General features: G+C 50.4%; 18 protein-coding genes. 7 read left to right on the top strand and 11 right to left on the bottom strand.

The features are described 5' to 3' along the window. Positions 1-20: 20 nt before the first annotated feature. Positions 21-242 (bottom strand): MbtH family protein, encoded by a 222-nt coding sequence (locus IAE30_RS18725; protein ID WP_034830344.1) that lies wholly within the window; start codon positions 240-242, stop codon positions 21-23. Then, positions 235-1590 carry an enterochelin esterase gene (fes, locus tag IAE30_RS18730; RefSeq protein WP_200680656.1) on the bottom strand — a complete coding sequence of 452 codons (1356 nt, stop codon included), beginning with the start codon at positions 1588-1590 and terminating at the stop codon, positions 235-237. Before fes ends, IAE30_RS18725 begins: the two co-directional genes overlap by 8 nt. 276 nt (positions 1591-1866) lie before the next feature. Between fes and IAE30_RS18735 the strand changes: the two genes are divergently transcribed. Then, positions 1867-4056 carry a TonB-dependent siderophore receptor gene (locus IAE30_RS18735; RefSeq protein ID WP_200680657.1) on the top strand — a complete coding sequence of 730 codons (2190 nt, stop codon included), beginning with the start codon at positions 1867-1869 and terminating at the stop codon, positions 4054-4056. Positions 4057-4245: 189 nt separating this feature from the next. After that, positions 4246-4704: a hypothetical protein gene (locus IAE30_RS18740; protein ID WP_097118821.1), complete on the top strand. Its 459-nt coding sequence runs from the start codon at positions 4246-4248 to the stop codon at positions 4702-4704. 41 nt (positions 4705-4745) lie between these two features. Here IAE30_RS18740 and IAE30_RS18745 read toward each other — a convergent pair whose 3' ends face one another. Then, a complete protein-coding gene (locus IAE30_RS18745; RefSeq protein WP_200537089.1) occupies positions 4746-5375 on the bottom strand; it encodes a LysE family translocator in 630 nt (209 codons plus the stop codon). A 75-nt stretch (positions 5376-5450) separates the two neighbouring features. After that, a complete protein-coding gene (locus IAE30_RS18750; protein WP_200680658.1) occupies positions 5451-6200 on the bottom strand; it encodes a YoaK family protein in 750 nt (249 codons plus the stop codon). A 218-nt stretch (positions 6201-6418) separates the two neighbouring features. On the opposite strand from IAE30_RS18750, the gene IAE30_RS18755 reads away from it, so the two are divergent. The 3 genes from IAE30_RS18755 to IAE30_RS18765 all read left to right on the top strand — a co-directional run bounded on the left by IAE30_RS18755 (position 6419) and on the right by IAE30_RS18765 (position 10045). Beyond that, entirely contained in the window at positions 6419-7321 is a 903-nt protein-coding gene (locus IAE30_RS18755; protein WP_200680659.1) for a lipid kinase, read from the top strand. A gap of 290 nt (positions 7322-7611) precedes the next feature. After that, positions 7612-9513, top strand: a complete 1902-nt coding sequence (locus tag IAE30_RS18760) for an acyltransferase family protein (protein ID WP_200680660.1) — start codon at positions 7612-7614, stop codon at positions 9511-9513. A gap of 232 nt (positions 9514-9745) precedes the next feature. Next, positions 9746-10045 carry a helix-turn-helix domain-containing protein gene (locus IAE30_RS18765; protein WP_200680661.1) on the top strand — a complete coding sequence of 100 codons (300 nt, stop codon included), beginning with the start codon at positions 9746-9748 and terminating at the stop codon, positions 10043-10045. A 6-nt stretch (positions 10046-10051) separates the two neighbouring features. Here the strand turns inward: IAE30_RS18765 and IAE30_RS18770 are convergent, their stop codons facing one another. The 3 genes from IAE30_RS18770 to IAE30_RS18780 are packed head-to-tail and all read right to left on the bottom strand — an operon-like array spanning position 10052 to position 11738. After that, positions 10052-10660, bottom strand: coding sequence for a class I SAM-dependent methyltransferase (locus tag IAE30_RS18770; protein ID WP_200680662.1), 609 nt, complete (start codon positions 10658-10660; stop codon positions 10052-10054). Between the two features lie 43 nt (positions 10661-10703). Then, the gene (locus IAE30_RS18775) at positions 10704-11048 is read right to left on the bottom strand and encodes a cupin domain-containing protein (protein WP_200680663.1); all 345 of its coding nucleotides are present in this window, start codon (positions 11046-11048) and stop codon (positions 10704-10706) included. Positions 11049-11060: 12 nt separating this feature from the next. After that, a complete protein-coding gene (locus IAE30_RS18780; protein ID WP_370585623.1) occupies positions 11061-11738 on the bottom strand; it encodes a hypothetical protein in 678 nt (225 codons plus the stop codon). Positions 11739-12591: 853 nt separating this feature from the next. Here IAE30_RS18780 and IAE30_RS18785 point away from each other — a divergent pair. Continuing rightward, the gene (locus tag IAE30_RS18785; RefSeq protein WP_200680665.1) at positions 12592-13830 is read left to right on the top strand and encodes a hypothetical protein; all 1239 of its coding nucleotides are present in this window, start codon (positions 12592-12594) and stop codon (positions 13828-13830) included. A gap of 284 nt (positions 13831-14114) precedes the next feature. Further along, positions 14115-14573: a GNAT family N-acetyltransferase gene (locus tag IAE30_RS18790; RefSeq protein ID WP_200680666.1), complete on the top strand. Its 459-nt coding sequence runs from the start codon at positions 14115-14117 to the stop codon at positions 14571-14573. Between the two features lie 211 nt (positions 14574-14784). Here the strand turns inward: IAE30_RS18790 and IAE30_RS18795 are convergent, their stop codons facing one another. The 4 genes from IAE30_RS18795 to IAE30_RS18810 all read right to left on the bottom strand — a co-directional run bounded on the left by IAE30_RS18795 (position 14785) and on the right by IAE30_RS18810 (position 17690). Next, complete coding sequence (locus IAE30_RS18795) at positions 14785-15204, bottom strand: VOC family protein (RefSeq protein WP_234472796.1); 420 nt, start codon at positions 15202-15204, stop codon at positions 14785-14787. 191 nt (positions 15205-15395) lie between these two features. Beyond that, the gene (locus IAE30_RS18800) at positions 15396-15584 is read right to left on the bottom strand and encodes a YjfB family protein (protein ID WP_045816831.1); all 189 of its coding nucleotides are present in this window, start codon (positions 15582-15584) and stop codon (positions 15396-15398) included. Between the two features lie 150 nt (positions 15585-15734). After that, positions 15735-16676 (bottom strand): aliphatic sulfonate ABC transporter substrate-binding protein, encoded by a 942-nt coding sequence (locus IAE30_RS18805; protein ID WP_234472797.1) that lies wholly within the window; start codon positions 16674-16676, stop codon positions 15735-15737. 108 nt (positions 16677-16784) lie between these two features. Continuing rightward, positions 16785-17690 carry a LysR family transcriptional regulator gene (locus IAE30_RS18810; RefSeq protein ID WP_045816833.1) on the bottom strand — a complete coding sequence of 302 codons (906 nt, stop codon included), beginning with the start codon at positions 17688-17690 and terminating at the stop codon, positions 16785-16787. Positions 17691-17828 lie beyond the last annotated feature (138 nt).

The raw sequence follows: 17828 nt of genomic DNA on the forward strand, positions 1-17828 counted from the left end.
AAAAGTTAAAAAACGAAAAATTAATGTGCGCTGGACGACGTCTGTTGCGTCGCTGGTCGCATGTCTTGCCAGTGGGTTTCGATGTACTCAATCGCTGCGGCACGTGGTAGTGGACCCGCCACGTTTTGCCAGCCCGCGGGCACCTGGGCAAATGCCGGCCACAGGCTGTACTGCTGGCGCGCATTGATCAGCACCAGAAAATCGAGCGCATCGTTATCAAACGGATTCTGTTGTTCAGACATGGTGGTTACCTTTTGAGGTTGTTTCAGAGAGAAGATCGGCCAGCAACCAGCGGCAGCCGTCGATCAAGCCACCGCGCCAGCACAGTGCGTCGTGCCCTCCGGCGTAGCAGCGGAAAAAGAGTTCATGGCCTGCGGCTTCCAGCGCGGGACGTATTTGCTGGTTAACGAACAGCATGTCCTGCTCACGATCGCCGACTTCCTGGAAAATCTTCAGTTGTCCAGCGGGCAGGGCATTGTTCTGCAAACGCTGCAACAGCAGACCCGGCGCGTGCTGTTCACGGTTGGCGTAATCGCGGATGTATTGCAGGTGCGGCCACCAGAAAGAGCCAGATTGTGTGAGGATGCGGCCAAAACGCTGCGGCCAATGTAGACCGGCATACAGCGCGGCGAGGCCTCCATAGCTTTGACCCGCCACCAGCGTGCGGCTGCCATCACTGCTGAACGCCGCATGCTGGCGTGCGAGTGGCAACAGTTCTTGTTGTACCGCCAGCCAGAAGGTTTCGTTGCAGGGCAGTTCAACTTCGCGATGCTGGCTGTCGATCACGTCGATAAATAACCAGCAGGCAGGCGGCAGCTCACCCGCATCAGTAACCTGATCGAGGGCGCTGAAAATCGGCTGTCCGTACACCCAGTTTTGCCCATCCAGCAAAATTGCCAGCGGGCGCTGGTCCGTTTGTGCGGTCTTTCCGGTGGTGTAAAGCCAGACGTGACGCGTGACGTTGAGCAGGTGGCTGTGCCACTGCAAGGTTTGCAGGCCATCCGGCCAGGTGTCGGCCAATCCGGCATCCAGCGGTTGCCAGGCGGATTGATCCGGCGCGTCGGGCATATGCGCATTACTCAACGCAAAACGGCGGCTACTCAGAAACGGGGGCGAAGGATTCAGCGTATCGGGGATCGCCAGCGGCATCAGCGATATCCACCACTTGCGTTGGAGTACCCGGCAGGATTCGTCACTGCCGCAGAACAGCGGGGGCAAATGCTCAGCGGTCACCGGGATCAGACTGTAGCTGCCGCGCCAGTCAGATTCGATAGGCGTCGACCAATGCCAGACATCGCTATGACCGACGCGAACAAGGGATTCAGGCGCCTGGCTGTGATGATCGGTGACGCCGTTTATATCGATATAGACCTTTTTGGTAGACGATAGCTCGGAACGGCCTTCCGGATCGCGCCAGAAAAAGTGCATACGGGTTTCGCCGCCTGCCTGGTGCTCAATCACCGGCGTACCCACGGATTGAAGCCGCTCCCACCAGTGGTGACTGCCTAAATCATCAAGCTGTAACCATTGGGTGACGGTTCCGGCTGGCAACTCGTTTTGCGTCATTTGCTCTGCATCACTGAGAAACATCCTGCAATCTCTCTCCACATTTTCTTCAAAGACTTTACATTAAAAAACGTAATGCAAATGCTATTGATAACGATTTACATTTGCAATATTATTTTTGCGCCGAATAAATCCCCTAATTTTCAGATGATTATTCTGAGATGGGTGTTGAAGGGAAATTCAGGGCCGTGTTTTATCAGAGGAAGTTATATTTCAATCCGTTACAGCTTTCGCCGTTGGGTGAAGGGGAATGGACGGATTATTTCATCGACAAGGCAGTTTGAAATAGAGATGGCAACTATGTCCGTTAAAGCAAAAAATTTAGCAATACCTGCTGTGGCACTTCCGTTCAGATTCTCCCGTCTTCACCTGTCACTGGCCTCAATCCTGCTGGTGGCGCCTGCCGCCTTCAGCGTCGCGGCGGAAGAGACCCTCACCGTGAATGCAGATACGCGTGAAAGTGTGACGTCTCCGCTGCAAGGTTATGTGGCGAAAGAGAGTGCCGCTGGCACTAAAACTTCAACGCCACTGCGTAAAACCCCGCAATCGATTTCGGTGATTACGCGTGAGCAGATGGACGATCAGGCGGCACCTTCGGTGGCGGATGCATTGAGTTACACCAGCGGCGTACTGACCAACTACCGTGGTAACTCGAATCGTAACGATGAGATCATCGCACGTGGTTTCCGCTATGCACCGAAATTCCTTGATGGCTTGAGCTACGGCCTGTCAGGACAGCAGGGTGCGGCAGGACAGATCGACCCGTGGTTGCTGGAACGTGTGGAGATGATTCATGGCCCGGCATCGGTGTTGTATGGCCAGGTGAACCCTGGCGGCATCATCGCGATGACCAGCAAACGCCCGACTGCGCAGAGCATTCATAAAGTTCAGCTCAGCACGGGTAATCAGCATCTGGGCGAAGCTGCGTTTGATTTCGGCGGCAAACTGAATGACGACAACACGCTGTTTTATCGTCTTAACGGTATCGCCAGCACCAAACATGAGTTCGTGAAAGATAACAAACAGCAGCGCATGGCGATTGCCCCCGCGCTGACGTGGCTGCCAAACGCGGACACCAGTTTCACCTTGCTGACGATGTATCAGAACGAGCCAAAGGCCGGATATCGTAACTTCCTGCCTGCCAACGGCACGCTGTTTAACACCAGCGCGGGCTACATTCCTTACGATCTCAATGTCAGCGATCCGAGCTTTAACGAAGCGAAACGCGAGCAGACTTCAGTTGGCTACATCTTCGAGCATAACTTCAACGACAACATCAGCTTCACGCAGAATATGCGTTACAGCAACATGGATGAGTCGTACAAATATCTGGTCTATACCTTCGATGTGGATGGCAGTGACCATCAGATCAACCGTCGTCCACAGCATGACAAAATCAAGTCCAAAGAACTGGGCATTGATAACCAGGTTAAAGCGACGTTCGATACCGGCAACGTAGCGCATACCGTGCTGGGCGGGCTGGATTACAAATGGAGCGATGTCGACAACAAACTGTGGCGCGACAGCGGTGACCAGTACATTCTCGACTGGGCGAATCCGACCAGCGTGACAATCAATGAGAGCGATCTGGCATTGAACACCAGCACGCGCAAAAAGCTCGATCAGGTTGGCGTGTATCTGCAGGACCAGCTGGAATGGAATCAATGGAATCTGCTGCTGTCGGGTCGCCAGGACTGGTCAGAAGTGCGTTCGCAGGACCGCATTGAGAACAGCACCACCCAGCAGAATGATAGCAAGTTCACCGGCCGTGCTGGCCTGCTGTATGCTTTCGATAATGGCCTGTCGCCGTATATCAGCTACAGCACCTCGTTCGAACCGAATCTGAGCACGGGTGCGCCGGGTAGCGATCCCTTCGCACCGACGACTGGCGAGCAGACGGAAATCGGTATCAAGTATCAGCCTGTGGGTTGGGATGCGGTGTTTACCGTTTCCGCGTTTGATATCACGCAGAAAAACATCACCACTTACAACAGCGAACTGGGCTACAACGAGCAGATCGGTAAGGTGAAGTCCAAAGGCATTGAGACAGAAGCGCACGCGCAGATCACCCCGGAGATTAAGGTGATGGCGGCGTATACCTTTACCGATGCGGAAACCAAAGAGAGCAACACCGCGGCACAGGTCGGCAAAACACCTGCCAGTATTCCGCGCCATGCTGCTTCGGCCTGGGGCAGCTACAGCTTCCTGGACGGTGTGCTGAACGGTCTGACGCTCGGCAGCGGTGTGCGTTATACCGGCACGGCCTGGGCGGATTCCACCGGTCAGGACAAGGTTCCGCATTACACGCTGTATGACGTGATGGCGAAGTATGAGCTGGGCGAAGCGGCTAACTCACTGCGTGGCACCACGCTGCAGCTGAACGTGAACAATGTGGCCGATAAGCACTATGTTGCATCCTGTAGCAACACCAGCGCGTGCTTCTACGGCAGCGGTCGTTCGATTGTGGCGTCTGTGAGCTACAGCTGGTAATCACTCTCAGGCAGGGCGTCCTTCATTCCGGGCGCCCTCAATTTACCCATTTGCATTCCGTGCTGCTTTCCCCTGGATGAAACACATCGAGACAGGTTTTCGGAAAATACTGGATTTGTGTGACTGTCATCACTCCGCGAGGCACGCTAAAATAATTGCTTCTCATTTAGCAAAAGGTTTTTCGTCACGATGTTTTCGCGTTTCACTCTGGCCGCTTTGACGGCCGCACTCATGCTTACCGGTTGTGCACGCCACGCCGCAGATAGCAACGCTACCGCGCAAGCTGACGCTCCAGCTGCTGCCCCCATCGAGAATGACAACATTCCTTCCCAGTTTGATAGCGGGCCGACCGTGATCAACGTTTCCCATCTGATCACGCGTACCGATGACGGGTCTTCCGTTTACGTGACGGTAGATGGTCAGGATGCCGGGCTGCTGCAAAAAGGCGAGAATAAAGAGATCCGCGTGAGTGAAGGTAAACACCAGGTCGGTGGTTACGTGCAGACGCTGTTCGGTTTTGGCAAGGTGACCATTGCGTCGGTGGATGTGACCACCGACACTAAAGGCCCGAAGAACGTGGTCTATTCGGTGACACGTCAGAAGCCGACCTTTAGCGAAACCCAGGCCGCTGCGCCGAACAACTCCTGATGAGTTGCAAGCGGTGCTGCGCTTGCCAGCACCGCTTCCGGTTAACTCCGGCTAAAAACCAGTTTCAAACCCGCAACGGCGAAGCAGCACGCCAGCAGCGCATCCAGCCCACGGCGGATACGGCGATAAAATGCTGCCATGACCGCAGTGGAGAACAGCAGGGCATAGCCGCAAAACACCAGCACGCAGATCGTGGCACAACCGGCGATGATCATCGGTAAAGTTGAAGCCGCTGCATCCGGTTTCAGTGCCACCGACATGATCGCCACCCAGGTCAAAATCGCCTTGGGATTGCCGACGTGCATCAAAATACCCTGCCGAAACAGCCTGACAAAAGTGACTTTGTCGCCGCTGGCGCTGAATTCATTCGCATCAGGACGACGTAATGCCGATTTACCCGCCTTATAGGCCAGCCACAGCAGATATAAGCCACCGCCGATTTTCAGCACAATCAATAGCTGAGCAAAGGTTGCCAGTACGGTCAACACGCCGCAGGCTGCCAGCAGCGCCCACATCATCGAACCGCTAATCACTCCACTTGCCAGCGCCAGTGCGGCACCGCGCCCTTTCTTCATTGCCGTGCCCATGATCGCCATATTGCTCGGGCCAGGGCTGGCGGTGGCAACAAAATAGGTGGTGTAGATCAGAATCAATTCGTGTGAAAGCGCCATATTGTCCTCTGCGATGAGATTGTCCTGCTTTTGTTATATCGCCTGCATCGCAGAATGACTACTGATGATTCTGTATTAAGAAGGGATCGCTTTGGCGTAGCTGCGACTTTTCACTTTATAAAGCGTGAAAACAATCGAAAGCGTGGCAATTACTACCAGAATTAATCCGGGGCCAATCAGCGATCCGAAGCCTAAAGCATTGAAGATTAGCAGGCCGACAATGCCACCGGTCAGGAAGGAGAAAATGGTCACCAGATGGGTGTTCAGTTGCTGCTTAAAGGCACGGATATTTTTCGAGGGATCGCGGCGCAATAATGCGACAAATACCGAACCGATAGAGATACCTGCATCGGTTAGGGTGCCGGTAATATGGGTGGATCGTACGCGACCGTTCGAAAGTTGCGTCGAGGTAGAATTGTGCACACCCATCAAAAAGGCCAATAGCAGCAATATTTCGCCGTTATTATTTGATGAGAAATAATAGATCTCGAACAGCGACGTCAATATTAACAGCACGCCTTCCACCAGTAAAATGCAGCTAAATATGGTGCGCAGCCCATTAATCACCCCAAGCACCACCGAAATCCTCGCCACCACCGCGCCGGTGACAAAGGCGCCAATCATGGCGATGAAGACTTTAAGATTACGAATATCCATCTCGTTCAAATCGCTGGAGATTTGTGCAATGTTGCCGGACATATGCGAGGGGAAAAAGCCGAAGGCAGCTAGCGCCATGGCGTTCAATAATCCCGCTGATGTGGCCAGGCACAGGGCGAGATTACGATCTTCAACGTGTGTTCTGGTGCGCTTCAGTTTTATCAGCATAATTCACCCTTGCTCATTGAGAGTATTGTGATAACGCAATGCGTCAAATCCAGTGTTCGCCAGTGAATAAGTGAAGCACAAAAATCTTAAGAGGATCTTAATTACTTTTAGATATAGAAAAATCCTATTATGGGTGTAAAGATATCTAAGGAAGATTGCCAGTTTCGTTATCTCTGTTTACTTTCGCCTGATGCATTTAATTTCAGGGAAATATCGAAATGACCAATCCTGGTGCTCAACCTGAGCAGCGGCGCGCGCTCCTACTGGTCAATCGTCGGGCACGCCGTGGTGCACAGTGGGCGGATCTGGCACATCAACTATTATCGGCAGCAGGTTATTCCCTTATTACCCCTCACGAAGAGGATGAACGCAGTTACAGTGAATTGATTCTGGCGCATCAGCATCAAGTGGATGTGGTGATAGTCGGCGGCGGCGATGGCACGCTGAATGCGGCGGCACCAGGATTGATGCAATCCCGCTTGCCGCTGGGCATTTTGCCGCTCGGCACGGCCAATGACTTTGCCCGTACGTTAGGCATTCCTTTCAATCTGGATGCAGCGATTAACATCATCGTCGCGGGACACACGCGGCGTATCGATTTGGGTGAAGTCAACGGCCATCTGTTTTTGAATGTGTCCAGCGTAGGGTTTTCTGCCAGCCTGGCACGCAATCTCACCGCAGCAGCCAAGAAAAAGTGGGGCACTGCGGGTTATGCGCTTGCTGCTTTACGCCTGCTGCGGCAAAGCCGTCCCTTCAGCGCCATGCTGCATTATGATGGCCAGCAGGAAGCCATTAAAACGGTGCAATTTTCAGTTGGCAATGGCCGCTTTTACGGCGGTGGGATGACGATAGAGAAGGACGCGGCACCCGATGATGGTCGTCTGGATGCTTATAGCCTGGAAGTGCGTCACTGGTGGCAAATTCTGGCGCTATTTCCCTCTCTGCGCCGTGGTACGCATGGTCGCTGGGGCAGCGTGCGTACGCTGAGCGGCACCCAATTTAGCCTGCACACCCGGCGTCCGCATGACATTAATGCTGATGGGGAAATTATTGGTCGCACACCTGCACATTATCGTTTAATCGAAGGTGCCATTGCGGTATTAGCACCCGATAAATCATAATGGCTCACTATTTTGGAACGTTAATATCGGCTGATGGGAGTGTGCTACTATTCTGAATATCCTGATCTCATTTCATTTAAGTTAATAATGATTTCGTAAAGCTGTTCCTGTTTGCGCGTCTGACAACCTGATGATTATTCGAGGGGGAATTACATGACCTTAAGATAAATCATCGGGTGTACAGTTCCATTTTTTGTGTCATGGACATGTAATTACAGAGATTTCATCGATTGCTGAGTCTTTTCACAATCTTTACATAATCCTGAAAACCTCTTTCACGGATTATTCCCATGACTTTCCGCTCTGACATTAACGGGCTGCGTGCCTATGCGGTGATGTTAGTCCTCCTCTATCACTTTGGTTTTACCCATGTTAGCGGGGGATTCCTCGGCGTTGATGTGTTCTTTGTTATTTCTGGCTATTTAATGACGAGTATTATTCTGTCACGACCTAAAAATCAGAAATTTTCGCTGATGGCATTTTATGCGGCGCGCTGTAGACGCATTATCCCGCCATTAATGGTGCTGTGCGCAATATTAATGCTGATGGGTTATTTTTTGATGTCGCCCGCGGAGTATCAGCGCATGGCGGAGCACGCGGTTTCCAGCCTTAGTTTTATCTCTAATGTGGTCTATTTCAAACAGGGCGGTTATTTTGATACCGGTTCGGTGTATAAATGGCTGCTGCATACCTGGTCATTAAGCGTTGAGTGGCAGTTTTATTTATTATTACCTCTGGCATTAATGTTTACCGCACGTTTCTTGCGTCAGCAATTTGCCTGGGCGATGGGTATCGCTGCGCTGTTGTCGTTTGGATTAGTACTGGCGATGGTCGCCACTGATTATCATCTCACCGCCACTTATTATTTGTTGCCCACCCGCGCGTGGGAGATGCTGGTTGGCGGATTAGTGTATCTGGCACCTAAAACCCAACTGAGCGAGCAGGGTTGGGTTCCGCCAGTCAGTATTTTGTCACTGATATTATGTGCGTTAATGTTTGATGAAAACATCGCCTGGCCTGGCATCATGACGCTGATACCGGTGATGTTCACCGCGTTGATTCTTCACGCGGGGGTACAGAACAGTCGGTGGTTAAATCATCGCGTCGTGCAGCACATCGGCAAAACGTCTTACTCGATCTATTTATGGCATTGGCCCTTGTGGGTGTTCTGGCATCTGGCGGACTGGCCGGTCACGTTTGTCAGCCAGCTGGTGCTGATCCTGCTGTCACTGGCTGCTGGTTGGGCTTCTTACGTCTGGGTTGAGAACAGGCAAAGCTGGTTCAGCCGGGAAACCTATATCGCGCTAGGACAGGCTGCTGTGGTGATGTTGTTCGGGGTGACGATCGTAGCGAGGGCGGGAATCCCTTCACGTGCGCCCGCAGTGGTGGCCTCAATCGATCACTATTCGCAGCAACGTTTTACGCTGGCTAAAAATTGCTTTGTGCTCAGCGGCATCACATCACCACAGTGCGTGTTTGGCGATGCCAGTCGGGTGAATCTGGTGGTACTGGGTGATAGCCACGCCGCCGCGATGTTGTCCTCGATTGTGGATAGCGCCAGTACGCAGGATGGCGTGGTATTCATCGCACAGTCTGGTTGCCCTTCGGTCCCGGATATTCAACGCAGCGCCAGCCCTGATTGCGGTGGTTTTGTGAAGGCGGCGATGGCTGATATCGAACGCAAATATCCCAAGGCATCGGTATTGATCATCAATCGCATGTCGTTTTATCTGCACGGCGAGTATGGCAACGGCAGCAGCGCACCCACCTACAGTTTCAGGCAGGACGGCAGTTCCATCGCCGCCTATCAACGGCATTTTGGTGCCGCAGTGAAACAACTCGCCAGCCATCACCGAGTCTTTATCATGACGCCGGTGCCGGAATTTGGTTATGACGTCATTTATCGCATGTCACGCGATGCGATGCGTGGCAAAGCGCTGACCATTCAGCAATCTCGTGCCGACTATCAAGCACGGCATCAGGACGCGCTGGCAATGCTCAACAATATCGCGGCGCTTTCGCCCAACGTTACCTTGCTGGATGCCACGCAGGGGTTATGTGACAGCCGTTTCTGCTACGGAGCGAGGGAGAATGTGCCGCTGTATCGAGACGATAACCACCTTTCGGAAGTGGGAAACAAAAGTCTGAGCGGAGTGTTTGCAGGGATGTGGGGGATGATTGAGGGGAGGTGATTAGTTAAGCACTCCCGTCAACGTGTGGTAAAGCCATCTCATTTTCGGGTATGTATCTGAAATTTTTGAAACAACGCGACAAGAATGCGCAGGACTAATGAAGCGGGCTCTCGTTTATAGCACTTGACTGCTGATTAGTCAGGAATGGTTCAATATAGATTGTAATATATATCCTTGTATAGAAGGATGAATGGTGTGAAGTGTTTTAGGCAACGAATTAAGGGGCTACAAAATGAAAACGTTAGAAGACCTGATGGCGGATTTAACGCCTGAGGAACTTGTACAGGTCAATGATAAAGTGGTGGCAATGCGCCTGGATTCCCAACTGTATAAGTTACGCGAGGCGCTTCATAAAACGCAAAAACAACAAGCGGAAGCCATGGGAATCGCCCAACCTTCGGTTGCAGCAATTGAGGCGCGTGGCGAAGACCTGAAAATTGCCACTTTAAAGCGTTATGTCGAGGCGCTGGGCGGGCAATTAACGATTGGCGTGAATATGCCTGGCGGGCAGCACGTGGATTTCGCGCTTTAAGCAGTTTCATTGTTTCTGTGCCAGCCAAACCGTTCTGCCACCGCAGGTCGCATCTTCAGTCACCTGCTTAACCACGCTGAAGCCGTTATCCGACAGCCGTTGGCGGAACTCATCTTGAGACAGACTGGCATGATAGAGCGGACGTTCAAGGAAAGTGCCCATCGCCTCACCATCATCGGGGCCGCTGGTGAACATTAAGCCAGCACCGACCTGAGCATGCTGAGCAAAGCGCGGAAACATCGCCCGTTGGTTGTCGCGTGTCAGATGGAAGAAGCTGTCCCATGCGATGATGCCATTAAAGGTCTTCTCGAGTTCCAGCGTGCGCATATCGGCAATGTGCCATTGCGCCTGTGGGAACCTTTCCCGACAGCGGGCGATCATCGGCTCGGAAGCATCCACGCCCGTGACTTTGAACTGCTTTTGCAAAAAGTACTGTGCAATCGGAATACCCGCACCACAGCCGACATCCAGAATCTCTCCGCCTGCAGGGATCAACTCGAGAAAACGCGCCAGCCAGTGCTGCTCGATGAAATGCTGAGTACGGTGGTTATCCCAGACTTCGGCACCTTCTCTGTACAGATCAATAATATGTTCAGCTTCTTGCTCGTGATTCATGATTTGGCTTCATGCAGGGTCGAGGGTTCATCATAAGCGAAACTCAGCATGCTGAAAGATCAGTACGATCCCCTCGTGGTGTTGGATGGGAGATAACAAGAAATTCCACTGGAGATCCACTGTCGTTCCTGGCCTGGTGTTTCAACCCTGGGGCGATCTCGAGACCTTGCTGGGCGTTAATCTCATGTTTTTCACCTTCCAGTTCCATCGTCAATACGCCTTGCAGAACGAAGAAGAATTGTCTGGACACTGAGTGAAAGTGACGCGTTTCACGCGTGTCAGGAGGCATTTTCTCATGAATAATCAGCATGTCCTGACGATTGACTAAATACCAACCGTCGCAGCTATCACCCCATACATAATGCTCAGCATTCTCTTTAGAAATCATTCCGTTTACCTTTTATGAGGGTATTTCCAGCTCATGCTTAACTGAACTCAACATTCTGCGTCGGATTAGACCACTCCCCGCTCTGATCGCCAGCCAATAAGCCGCCATCTTACAATGAGAAGCTTTATCCGGGCAGTGAATGAACGTTTCAGTGATAAGTTCGGATTGGCTGTCATTGATAAGATTGACTTGATAGCGCAGCAACAGCTTAGCAGCACCCGGCCGCGCGGGCTGCTGATACTCTTCAGCGTTAGAAATTTTTTCCAGGCCAAAGTCTGCGCGCCAAAACTCTCCTCTTAACCCATAGCAAAGTTCTAAATCAGACGCGTGAAGAAGCGTGAACGTTTGCAGTCCGAATTCATCATCATGGGTTTTAGGCGCCTTGCCTTGCAACTTCTGGGGCAACTGTCGTATCGACATCAATGCCCGGATGACAGAATCCTGCTCAAGATCGAATGACTTAATAAGCGGCATGATCTTTTCAGGGCAGTTCGTTTTGATTACAGCGCTGTGTTTTTCGTGGAACTGGAAATCAGGCAGGTGAAGCGGGGCGCCATTCCAATTGGCAAGCATTTTTTTTGACACAAAACCCAGTGAAATCATCCTTAACCTCGATTTGGGGTGTTTATGCAGAGCCCTTTGCGTGCTGCACATGTTCACGAAGATATTCACGTTATCAGCGAAATACATCTCATGCCACCTGTCTTCGAGTGCTGTCAACTTGGACGCAGTGGTCTTCTTTGTGGAGTCAGGTAGGAGCGACGTTCGTTAATTGCAGTGCTGCAACCTTGTGGGTGTCCGTTTTGTGCATGGAGCGGACGTTTTAGTCGTTATTTTATGTAAAGCGCCTTTTACTGGGCTAACTATTCAGGTGATATAACCGCTACAAAGCACTTTTGCCTCAGTTAGGGTGTCTTACTCAAAATGAAAGGATGCGGAAATTTTATTTAGTGCAGGTCTGGATGGGTTAGGTTTTATTTATCTTGCTTGCAATCGTTTTACTAATCATGGTTATTTCTTAATTAATCGGTATAGAGAAATAACAACCCGGCATCGTGAAAGTATTCGTACTTATTTCGGCTATATTAAGAATGCACCTGATTAAAGCTTTAACTGGAAAGCGCTCTGGAATTTCTAGAAAAGATAGTATTGGCCGTAGCCTATTGTTAAACTATCTGAATTAAACCGCGATTGCAGTTGCACCGATAGATAACTTTGTCTAGTTATCTCGTTCTTATCTCCCGATGTTATAGGTCATCACATCTTTTGAAGCCCCTTGCAATTATGCAAAATTAACGTCCGCTCAACGCGGATCAGGACGCTAACCTGCGCACAGTACGCTCTATGCCAAAGTAGATGTGGAAAATAGCGTAGCGTTTTAAATGGGAGGCTAAGAAATTTACACCGATAGAATGTATTACACTGTATAAACTGATTCTGGTTTTTTGCTACCGTATACATCGGGGATATCCTGGAGTGTTGTAGTTTCATCTGTTTGTGATAACATCCCAGCGGGACATGAAGCGCATAAAGGGATAATGGAATGAAGAATACGATATCAGCAATATTGATTTTTTTAATATTGCCATCATCAAGTTGCCTTGCAGTGGAAAATAAAACGCTGCATTTCATTTTTGGGGTTAGTGATCTTTATTCACCTGTGCTTTCTGATGATGAAAACAAGTCTGTATTGGAAAGTCTGACAAAGAGGGCTACTGTTACGGCGACATACAGACAAACTACTCGTAAATTTCATTGGTTTTCAACAATGAGTGGAGTCGTTACGTTCCCTGATCCAGGATACAAATATACATCAAAAGATGAGACCCGCAACTATACACTGAAACCAGAAACTGATAATCCATCTATTTTAGGGGTTGATATGCCGGTATCGCTGGATGGTGACTATGTGCTTGCTGAATTGTACGTGCAACTATATCCATCACTCTACCAACAACCCGGATATCTTGCGGCAATAAAAAATTTGCCTGAAAAAGACCTGGAGTTTGCCCGTGAATTCAGAGGTTCATCATCATTTAGGTATCTTGTCAGCCAGGATATAAGAAGAACACAAAGTCCTGTTAATGAACGTCAAGGGTGTCTCTTTGTCACTACCCCCTATGGCTATCCTGATACCACTATTCCGGTTGTAACACTTTTGGGTACAAATTTTAAAAATTTGCGTCTAACCAGTATTATGCATCGGCCTTGCTCACTAGTTAATGTATATGCCAATGAGAAATCGACGGTTCTGACTGGACATTTGCCACCTGCCAGAATAGCGGCTGCACAAGCTAATATAGATTACTCTACAACTAAAGGTATTACCCAAAAATCGGGGGCGCTCCATCCTGTCAATAAAGAGATGGATCGATGGTATCAGCGAAACGATGAAGGGGTTTATGCTGCCTTACAGGCATTTGGACCTTTTAAGTTATTTAGGATGCGTATCCGTTTTGATGCAGCGTATCCTGAAGGAAAGCGACTACCGATACGAACTGAAAGCTGGTATCTCTATAATGAAAAATTAGTTAAATACTCTGCTTCAATTTATTTTCTATCCACTGACAATGAAAAAAGCATGTCAGCAGAGGAAGTGGTTTATTTTCATGACGGACAAAAAGTCTTCAATGAGAGTAAACAGGATAATTGTAATGCTCTAGGCTGTCAGAATGCTCTTGCTAATATAAAACAACATTCAACTAATTCTTGGGATGATTTACAACGAGAAGCAGTACGCTATATGCAACTCAATTTGATTCCAATAACTGATGATGAGTGATTTAACTCACGTTTGACATTTCAATAGTTAGTTTTAACTCATAATCCAGGGGGGATTATAGCCCTGAAAACTTAAAGCCAGAATTCATCCCGGGGTCGTATCCACAACGTGGGTAGGGGGCTTTTACGTCTCCTGTTCGCTCCTAGCAGATCTTGCGCTGCGTACAGGCTAGCTTCTTACCAACAACGGAACTTGCAAACGAACCCGTATGTTAAATACTGAATGCCGAAATAGGTGGAACACTATGGTAGATTCCGTAGTTAAAACTGAAACGAGGATAATGCATGTTCAGCATTTCAGAAGTAGACAAATATGATTCTGACCTCACGTGGCTGGTGAGCGAGCTAGATGCCTTTCAAAGCCAACTGTATCCTGCAGAGAGTAATCACTGCCTGGATCTTTCAACAGTTACTGACAAGCAACTCCGGTGCGTTATCGTGCGTGATGAAAGTGGCTCACCTGTAGGCTGTGGTGCTCTGCTACTCCAGGAAAACGGCTCAGCTGAGATTAAGCGGGTTTATATTCGACCGGAATACCGGGGCAGGAAGCTCGGAGAAAAAATTGTCACTGCAATCGAGACGATGGCTTCAGAAAAGAATTCGGGCATCTTGCTGCTTGAGACAGGGATTCACCAGCAACCGGCTATAGCACTTTATCGTAGATGTGGTTACGAGACATGCGATGCATTCCTCCCATATGCAGCAGATCCGTTGAGTGTCTTTATGTGCAAAAAGCTCAGGTAATTTAACGTTATCAGGATTACAGGAAAGGGCGAAACAGTGCTGTGATGGTAAATAACCACGGCAGAGAGGATGTATTTATGCGGAAAATTATTGTTGTGCCATACGATGATAGATGGCCTGAGATGTTTGAAGCTGAAAGCTTACTGATAAAGACATTGCTCGGTGGTGGAATGACCCCGAGCCCATTGACAAATCTGCCCTGTAAATACACTCACTCAATAAACTGGCAAAAACGCAAAAGATAGCCATCCGGATCCTGAACAAGAAACTCTCTCTGGCAAGCCGTGGTATCTCCAATATGATAAGTGTTTTCGCGCAAATCCCGATACAGCGGCACGCCATATTTCCTCACCCGCGTCAGCACACACTCAATATCGTCCACCTCAATCTGGAAATTTACGCCGCGCCCCAGCGGTTTGACGAGTTCAGCAGTATTCCAGCCTTCGGTGTGATACTGCTCAAGCATCAGTTGTGCTTCGCCGAGGTTGATGTAAGCAAATTCGGGATCGCTTCGTCTGACCATAATCTGGAATCCCAATACTTCAGTGTAAAAATGCAGTGAGGCAGTAAAGTCCGTTACGGTGAGTTCGGGAACCATTCGGTTCCAGTAGGGTTCATGCTGAACTGTCATTGTTTCTTACCTATAAACTGTATTATCTAACGGCAAATGGTCGGATGAAGGGTGCAAAGCCAGACCATGCGATAAAGGTCATGTTCATCTATTGAGGTGAAGCCAGGAAGCAACCACTCCCTGGAAAGGGAGTGGTCAAAAAACACATGCTAACGGAGGTCGTTCAGTGAGTGCAACGATGCAACGTGAGTTTATGCGGTGGTATTGATGTTGCGGCCAACAGCGGGATTTGCCGGCAGTTGCGGAATCGAATTAAGAATTCCCGCTGCCATAGACTGCTGATTATCCAGGGTCTTTTTCAGTACCATGGTGCTCACCTTACTGCTGAGGTCCATGTTAGACAGACCGATAGCCAGTGAAGTAATCTGTGATACATCCATCTTGCTCTCCTTTAAAACGACTAATGGGGGGCTGAAACGGCTTTGAGAAAGCCTGATACGTCTATCGGCATCGCCGGGCAAAGCTTCAATGCGTTCTGCGGACCTCACCGATGGCAGCCTGCCTGAGTAGACCATTATCTGGTAGAGCGATTATTTCGCCTGCGGCTGCCAGGTACCTACATCCTGGGCATCAATCGCTTTCGGCAGCAACTTCGCCTGATAAAACGCATCCGCAATCTTTTGCTGCTCAGCCAGATCGCTCTTCTTCACCGGCTCGATCTGATAACTGCGTTGCTGATTGGCCTGTTCCACCGTCGCCAACGGCAAATTACCCCACAGCGGAGAGAGAATCTTTGCGGCATCTGTCGGATGTGCTTTCAGCCATTGTGCTTCCTGATCCAGCGTTTTATACACAATGCCCAATACCTCAGGATGCTTCTGCGCGTAAGGCGTCGACACCAGATAGTAGCGCTGGTAACTGGCGAGACCTTTGCCGCTCACCAGCACGCGAGTGTGCTGTTCCACTTTGGAACTGGTCACAAAGGGTTCCCATGTCACCCATGCATCGACGCTGCCGTGTTCCAGCGCGGCACGCCCATCGGCAGGCGTCAACCATGCAGGTGTAACATCGCTGAATTTTAGTCCCGCCTTTTGCAACGCGGCGATCAGCAGATAATGGCTGCCAGCCGCTTTGGTGACGGCAATCTTTTTACCCTTTAAATCCTGCAGTGATTTGATGCTGGAGTTGGCCGGAACCAGAATGGCCTGAGCCTCAGGAGAGGGCGTCTCGCGTGCGTAATACGTGAGGTCCGCACCTGCCGCTTGCGCGAACACCGGCACGGTATCGGCCACGTCAGCAGACAGGTCAACGTTGTTGAGATTCAGCGCCTCCAGCAGCGGCAAACCGCTGGTGAACTCGTGCCATGTCACTTTAATACCGCGATCGGCGAGGGCCTTATCCAGGTCGCCACGCTGCTTAATGAGTGTCAGCAAGGTAGAGGATTTTTGATAGCCGATGCGAAGTGTCTCCTCGGCGCTGGCGTTGGCAAGCAGCGAGAAGAAAAGCAGTGAAGCGAGAATTGTCTTTGTCATTTTGCGCATGTGAGTCCCTGAAGGTGTTATCAATTTTCAAAAATGATAAAGCCGCTCACGAGGCAATCAAAACCGCAAGTTCGCATAAGCTCTGCACATTTACAGCTATCACAGTTGCGCGGTCATCGCCCGCAAATGCATCCGCAATACGCCATGTAGCGCCCGAATAGCGGGAGAGAACTGCTTGCGATGCGGGCAGATTAAATGCAGCGGCGTACTTTCACCGGGGATTTCAGGCAGCACCCGTTCCAGGCGGTGCTGCTGAATATCCTCACAGACATCAATCCAGGATTTATACGCGATGCCCATGCCACTGATAGCCCAACGCCGCGCCACTTCGGCGTCATCACACAGCAAGCGACTTTTGACGGTGATTTGTCGGCGCATACCTTCCTGCGGGAAGGTCCACTTGTCGTAGACGTGGCCGCCCATCACAAACGGCAGACAATGATGTTGTGCTAAATCTTCCAGCTGTTGCGGGCGTCCATGTTGGTCGAGATAGGCTGGTGAAGCCACCATGATGCGGCGATTGTCCTCGGCGAGCGGTAATGCCACATAGCTGCTGTCTTCCAGTTTGCCGTAGCGAATGGCGATATCTACCGGATCGCGGAACACATCACTGATCTGATCGGATAACGATAAACGAACCGATAAGGCAGGATGCTCACAGCAAAACTCGGTGATCAGCGGCAAGAGAATGTTGCGGCCAATATCGGAAGGCATCGCGATTTTAAGCTCGCCGCTCAGCGCGTCTTCATGACTTTGCAGGCTGTCGGCGCCCGCTTGCACCAGGTTGAGCATCTCCTGCGCGTACGGCAGATACTTTTCACCTTCAGCGGTCAAGCGCAGACTCCGTGTGGATCGTGCAAACAGGCGGCGATCCAGTTCTCGCTCCAGTCGCTGAATCGCGGCGCTCACTTGTCCCGGCAGCAAATTCACTTCACGGGCCGCGCGCGAAAAGCTGCCTAGTGCCGCCGATCGCACAAACAGCGTGACATCTTCCAGTCGGATCATTTCTTTACTCATCGTCAAAACACGCAGGGATTTTCACTCTAAGAGTGAAAGTGTTGCTGTGCAATCGGCATTTTTCCTCAACGCGCTGGCCGCTATGCTGACTTCAAATTACCTAACACCCTGATGAATTGAGGAACG

Source organism: Pantoea sp. S61, from assembly GCF_016625145.1.
GTDB classification, from domain to species: Bacteria; Pseudomonadota; Gammaproteobacteria; order Enterobacterales; family Enterobacteriaceae; genus Pantoea; species Pantoea rwandensis_B.

What these genes read in the sequence shown, in the direction of transcription:
- IAE30_RS18725 (WP_034830344.1), bottom strand. Translation starts at nt 242, where the DNA reads ATGTCTGAACAACAGAATCCGTTTGATAACGATGCGCTCGATTTTCTG.
- fes (WP_200680656.1), bottom strand. Translation starts at nt 1,590, where the DNA reads ATGTTTCTCAGTGATGCAGAGCAAATGACGCAAAACGAGTTGCCAGCC.
- IAE30_RS18735 (WP_200680657.1), top strand. Translation starts at nt 1,867, where the DNA reads ATGTCCGTTAAAGCAAAAAATTTAGCAATACCTGCTGTGGCACTTCCG.
- IAE30_RS18740 (WP_097118821.1), top strand. Translation starts at nt 4,246, where the DNA reads ATGTTTTCGCGTTTCACTCTGGCCGCTTTGACGGCCGCACTCATGCTT.
- IAE30_RS18745 (WP_200537089.1), bottom strand. Translation starts at nt 5,375, where the DNA reads ATGGCGCTTTCACACGAATTGATTCTGATCTACACCACCTATTTTGTT.
- IAE30_RS18750 (WP_200680658.1), bottom strand. Translation starts at nt 6,200, where the DNA reads ATGCTGATAAAACTGAAGCGCACCAGAACACACGTTGAAGATCGTAAT.
- IAE30_RS18755 (WP_200680659.1), top strand. Translation starts at nt 6,419, where the DNA reads ATGACCAATCCTGGTGCTCAACCTGAGCAGCGGCGCGCGCTCCTACTG.
- IAE30_RS18760 (WP_200680660.1), top strand. Translation starts at nt 7,612, where the DNA reads ATGACTTTCCGCTCTGACATTAACGGGCTGCGTGCCTATGCGGTGATG.
- IAE30_RS18765 (WP_200680661.1), top strand. Translation starts at nt 9,746, where the DNA reads ATGAAAACGTTAGAAGACCTGATGGCGGATTTAACGCCTGAGGAACTT.
- IAE30_RS18770 (WP_200680662.1), bottom strand. Translation starts at nt 10,660, where the DNA reads ATGAATCACGAGCAAGAAGCTGAACATATTATTGATCTGTACAGAGAA.
- IAE30_RS18775 (WP_200680663.1), bottom strand. Translation starts at nt 11,048, where the DNA reads ATGATTTCTAAAGAGAATGCTGAGCATTATGTATGGGGTGATAGCTGC.
- IAE30_RS18780 (WP_370585623.1), bottom strand. Translation starts at nt 11,738, where the DNA reads ATGTATTTCGCTGATAACGTGAATATCTTCGTGAACATGTGCAGCACG.
- IAE30_RS18785 (WP_200680665.1), top strand. Translation starts at nt 12,592, where the DNA reads ATGAAGAATACGATATCAGCAATATTGATTTTTTTAATATTGCCATCA.
- IAE30_RS18790 (WP_200680666.1), top strand. Translation starts at nt 14,115, where the DNA reads ATGTTCAGCATTTCAGAAGTAGACAAATATGATTCTGACCTCACGTGG.
- IAE30_RS18795 (WP_234472796.1), bottom strand. Translation starts at nt 15,204, where the DNA reads ATGACAGTTCAGCATGAACCCTACTGGAACCGAATGGTTCCCGAACTC.
- IAE30_RS18800 (WP_045816831.1), bottom strand. Translation starts at nt 15,584, where the DNA reads ATGGATGTATCACAGATTACTTCACTGGCTATCGGTCTGTCTAACATG.
- IAE30_RS18805 (WP_234472797.1), bottom strand. Translation starts at nt 16,676, where the DNA reads ATGACAAAGACAATTCTCGCTTCACTGCTTTTCTTCTCGCTGCTTGCC.
- IAE30_RS18810 (WP_045816833.1), bottom strand. Translation starts at nt 17,690, where the DNA reads ATGATCCGACTGGAAGATGTCACGCTGTTTGTGCGATCGGCGGCACTA.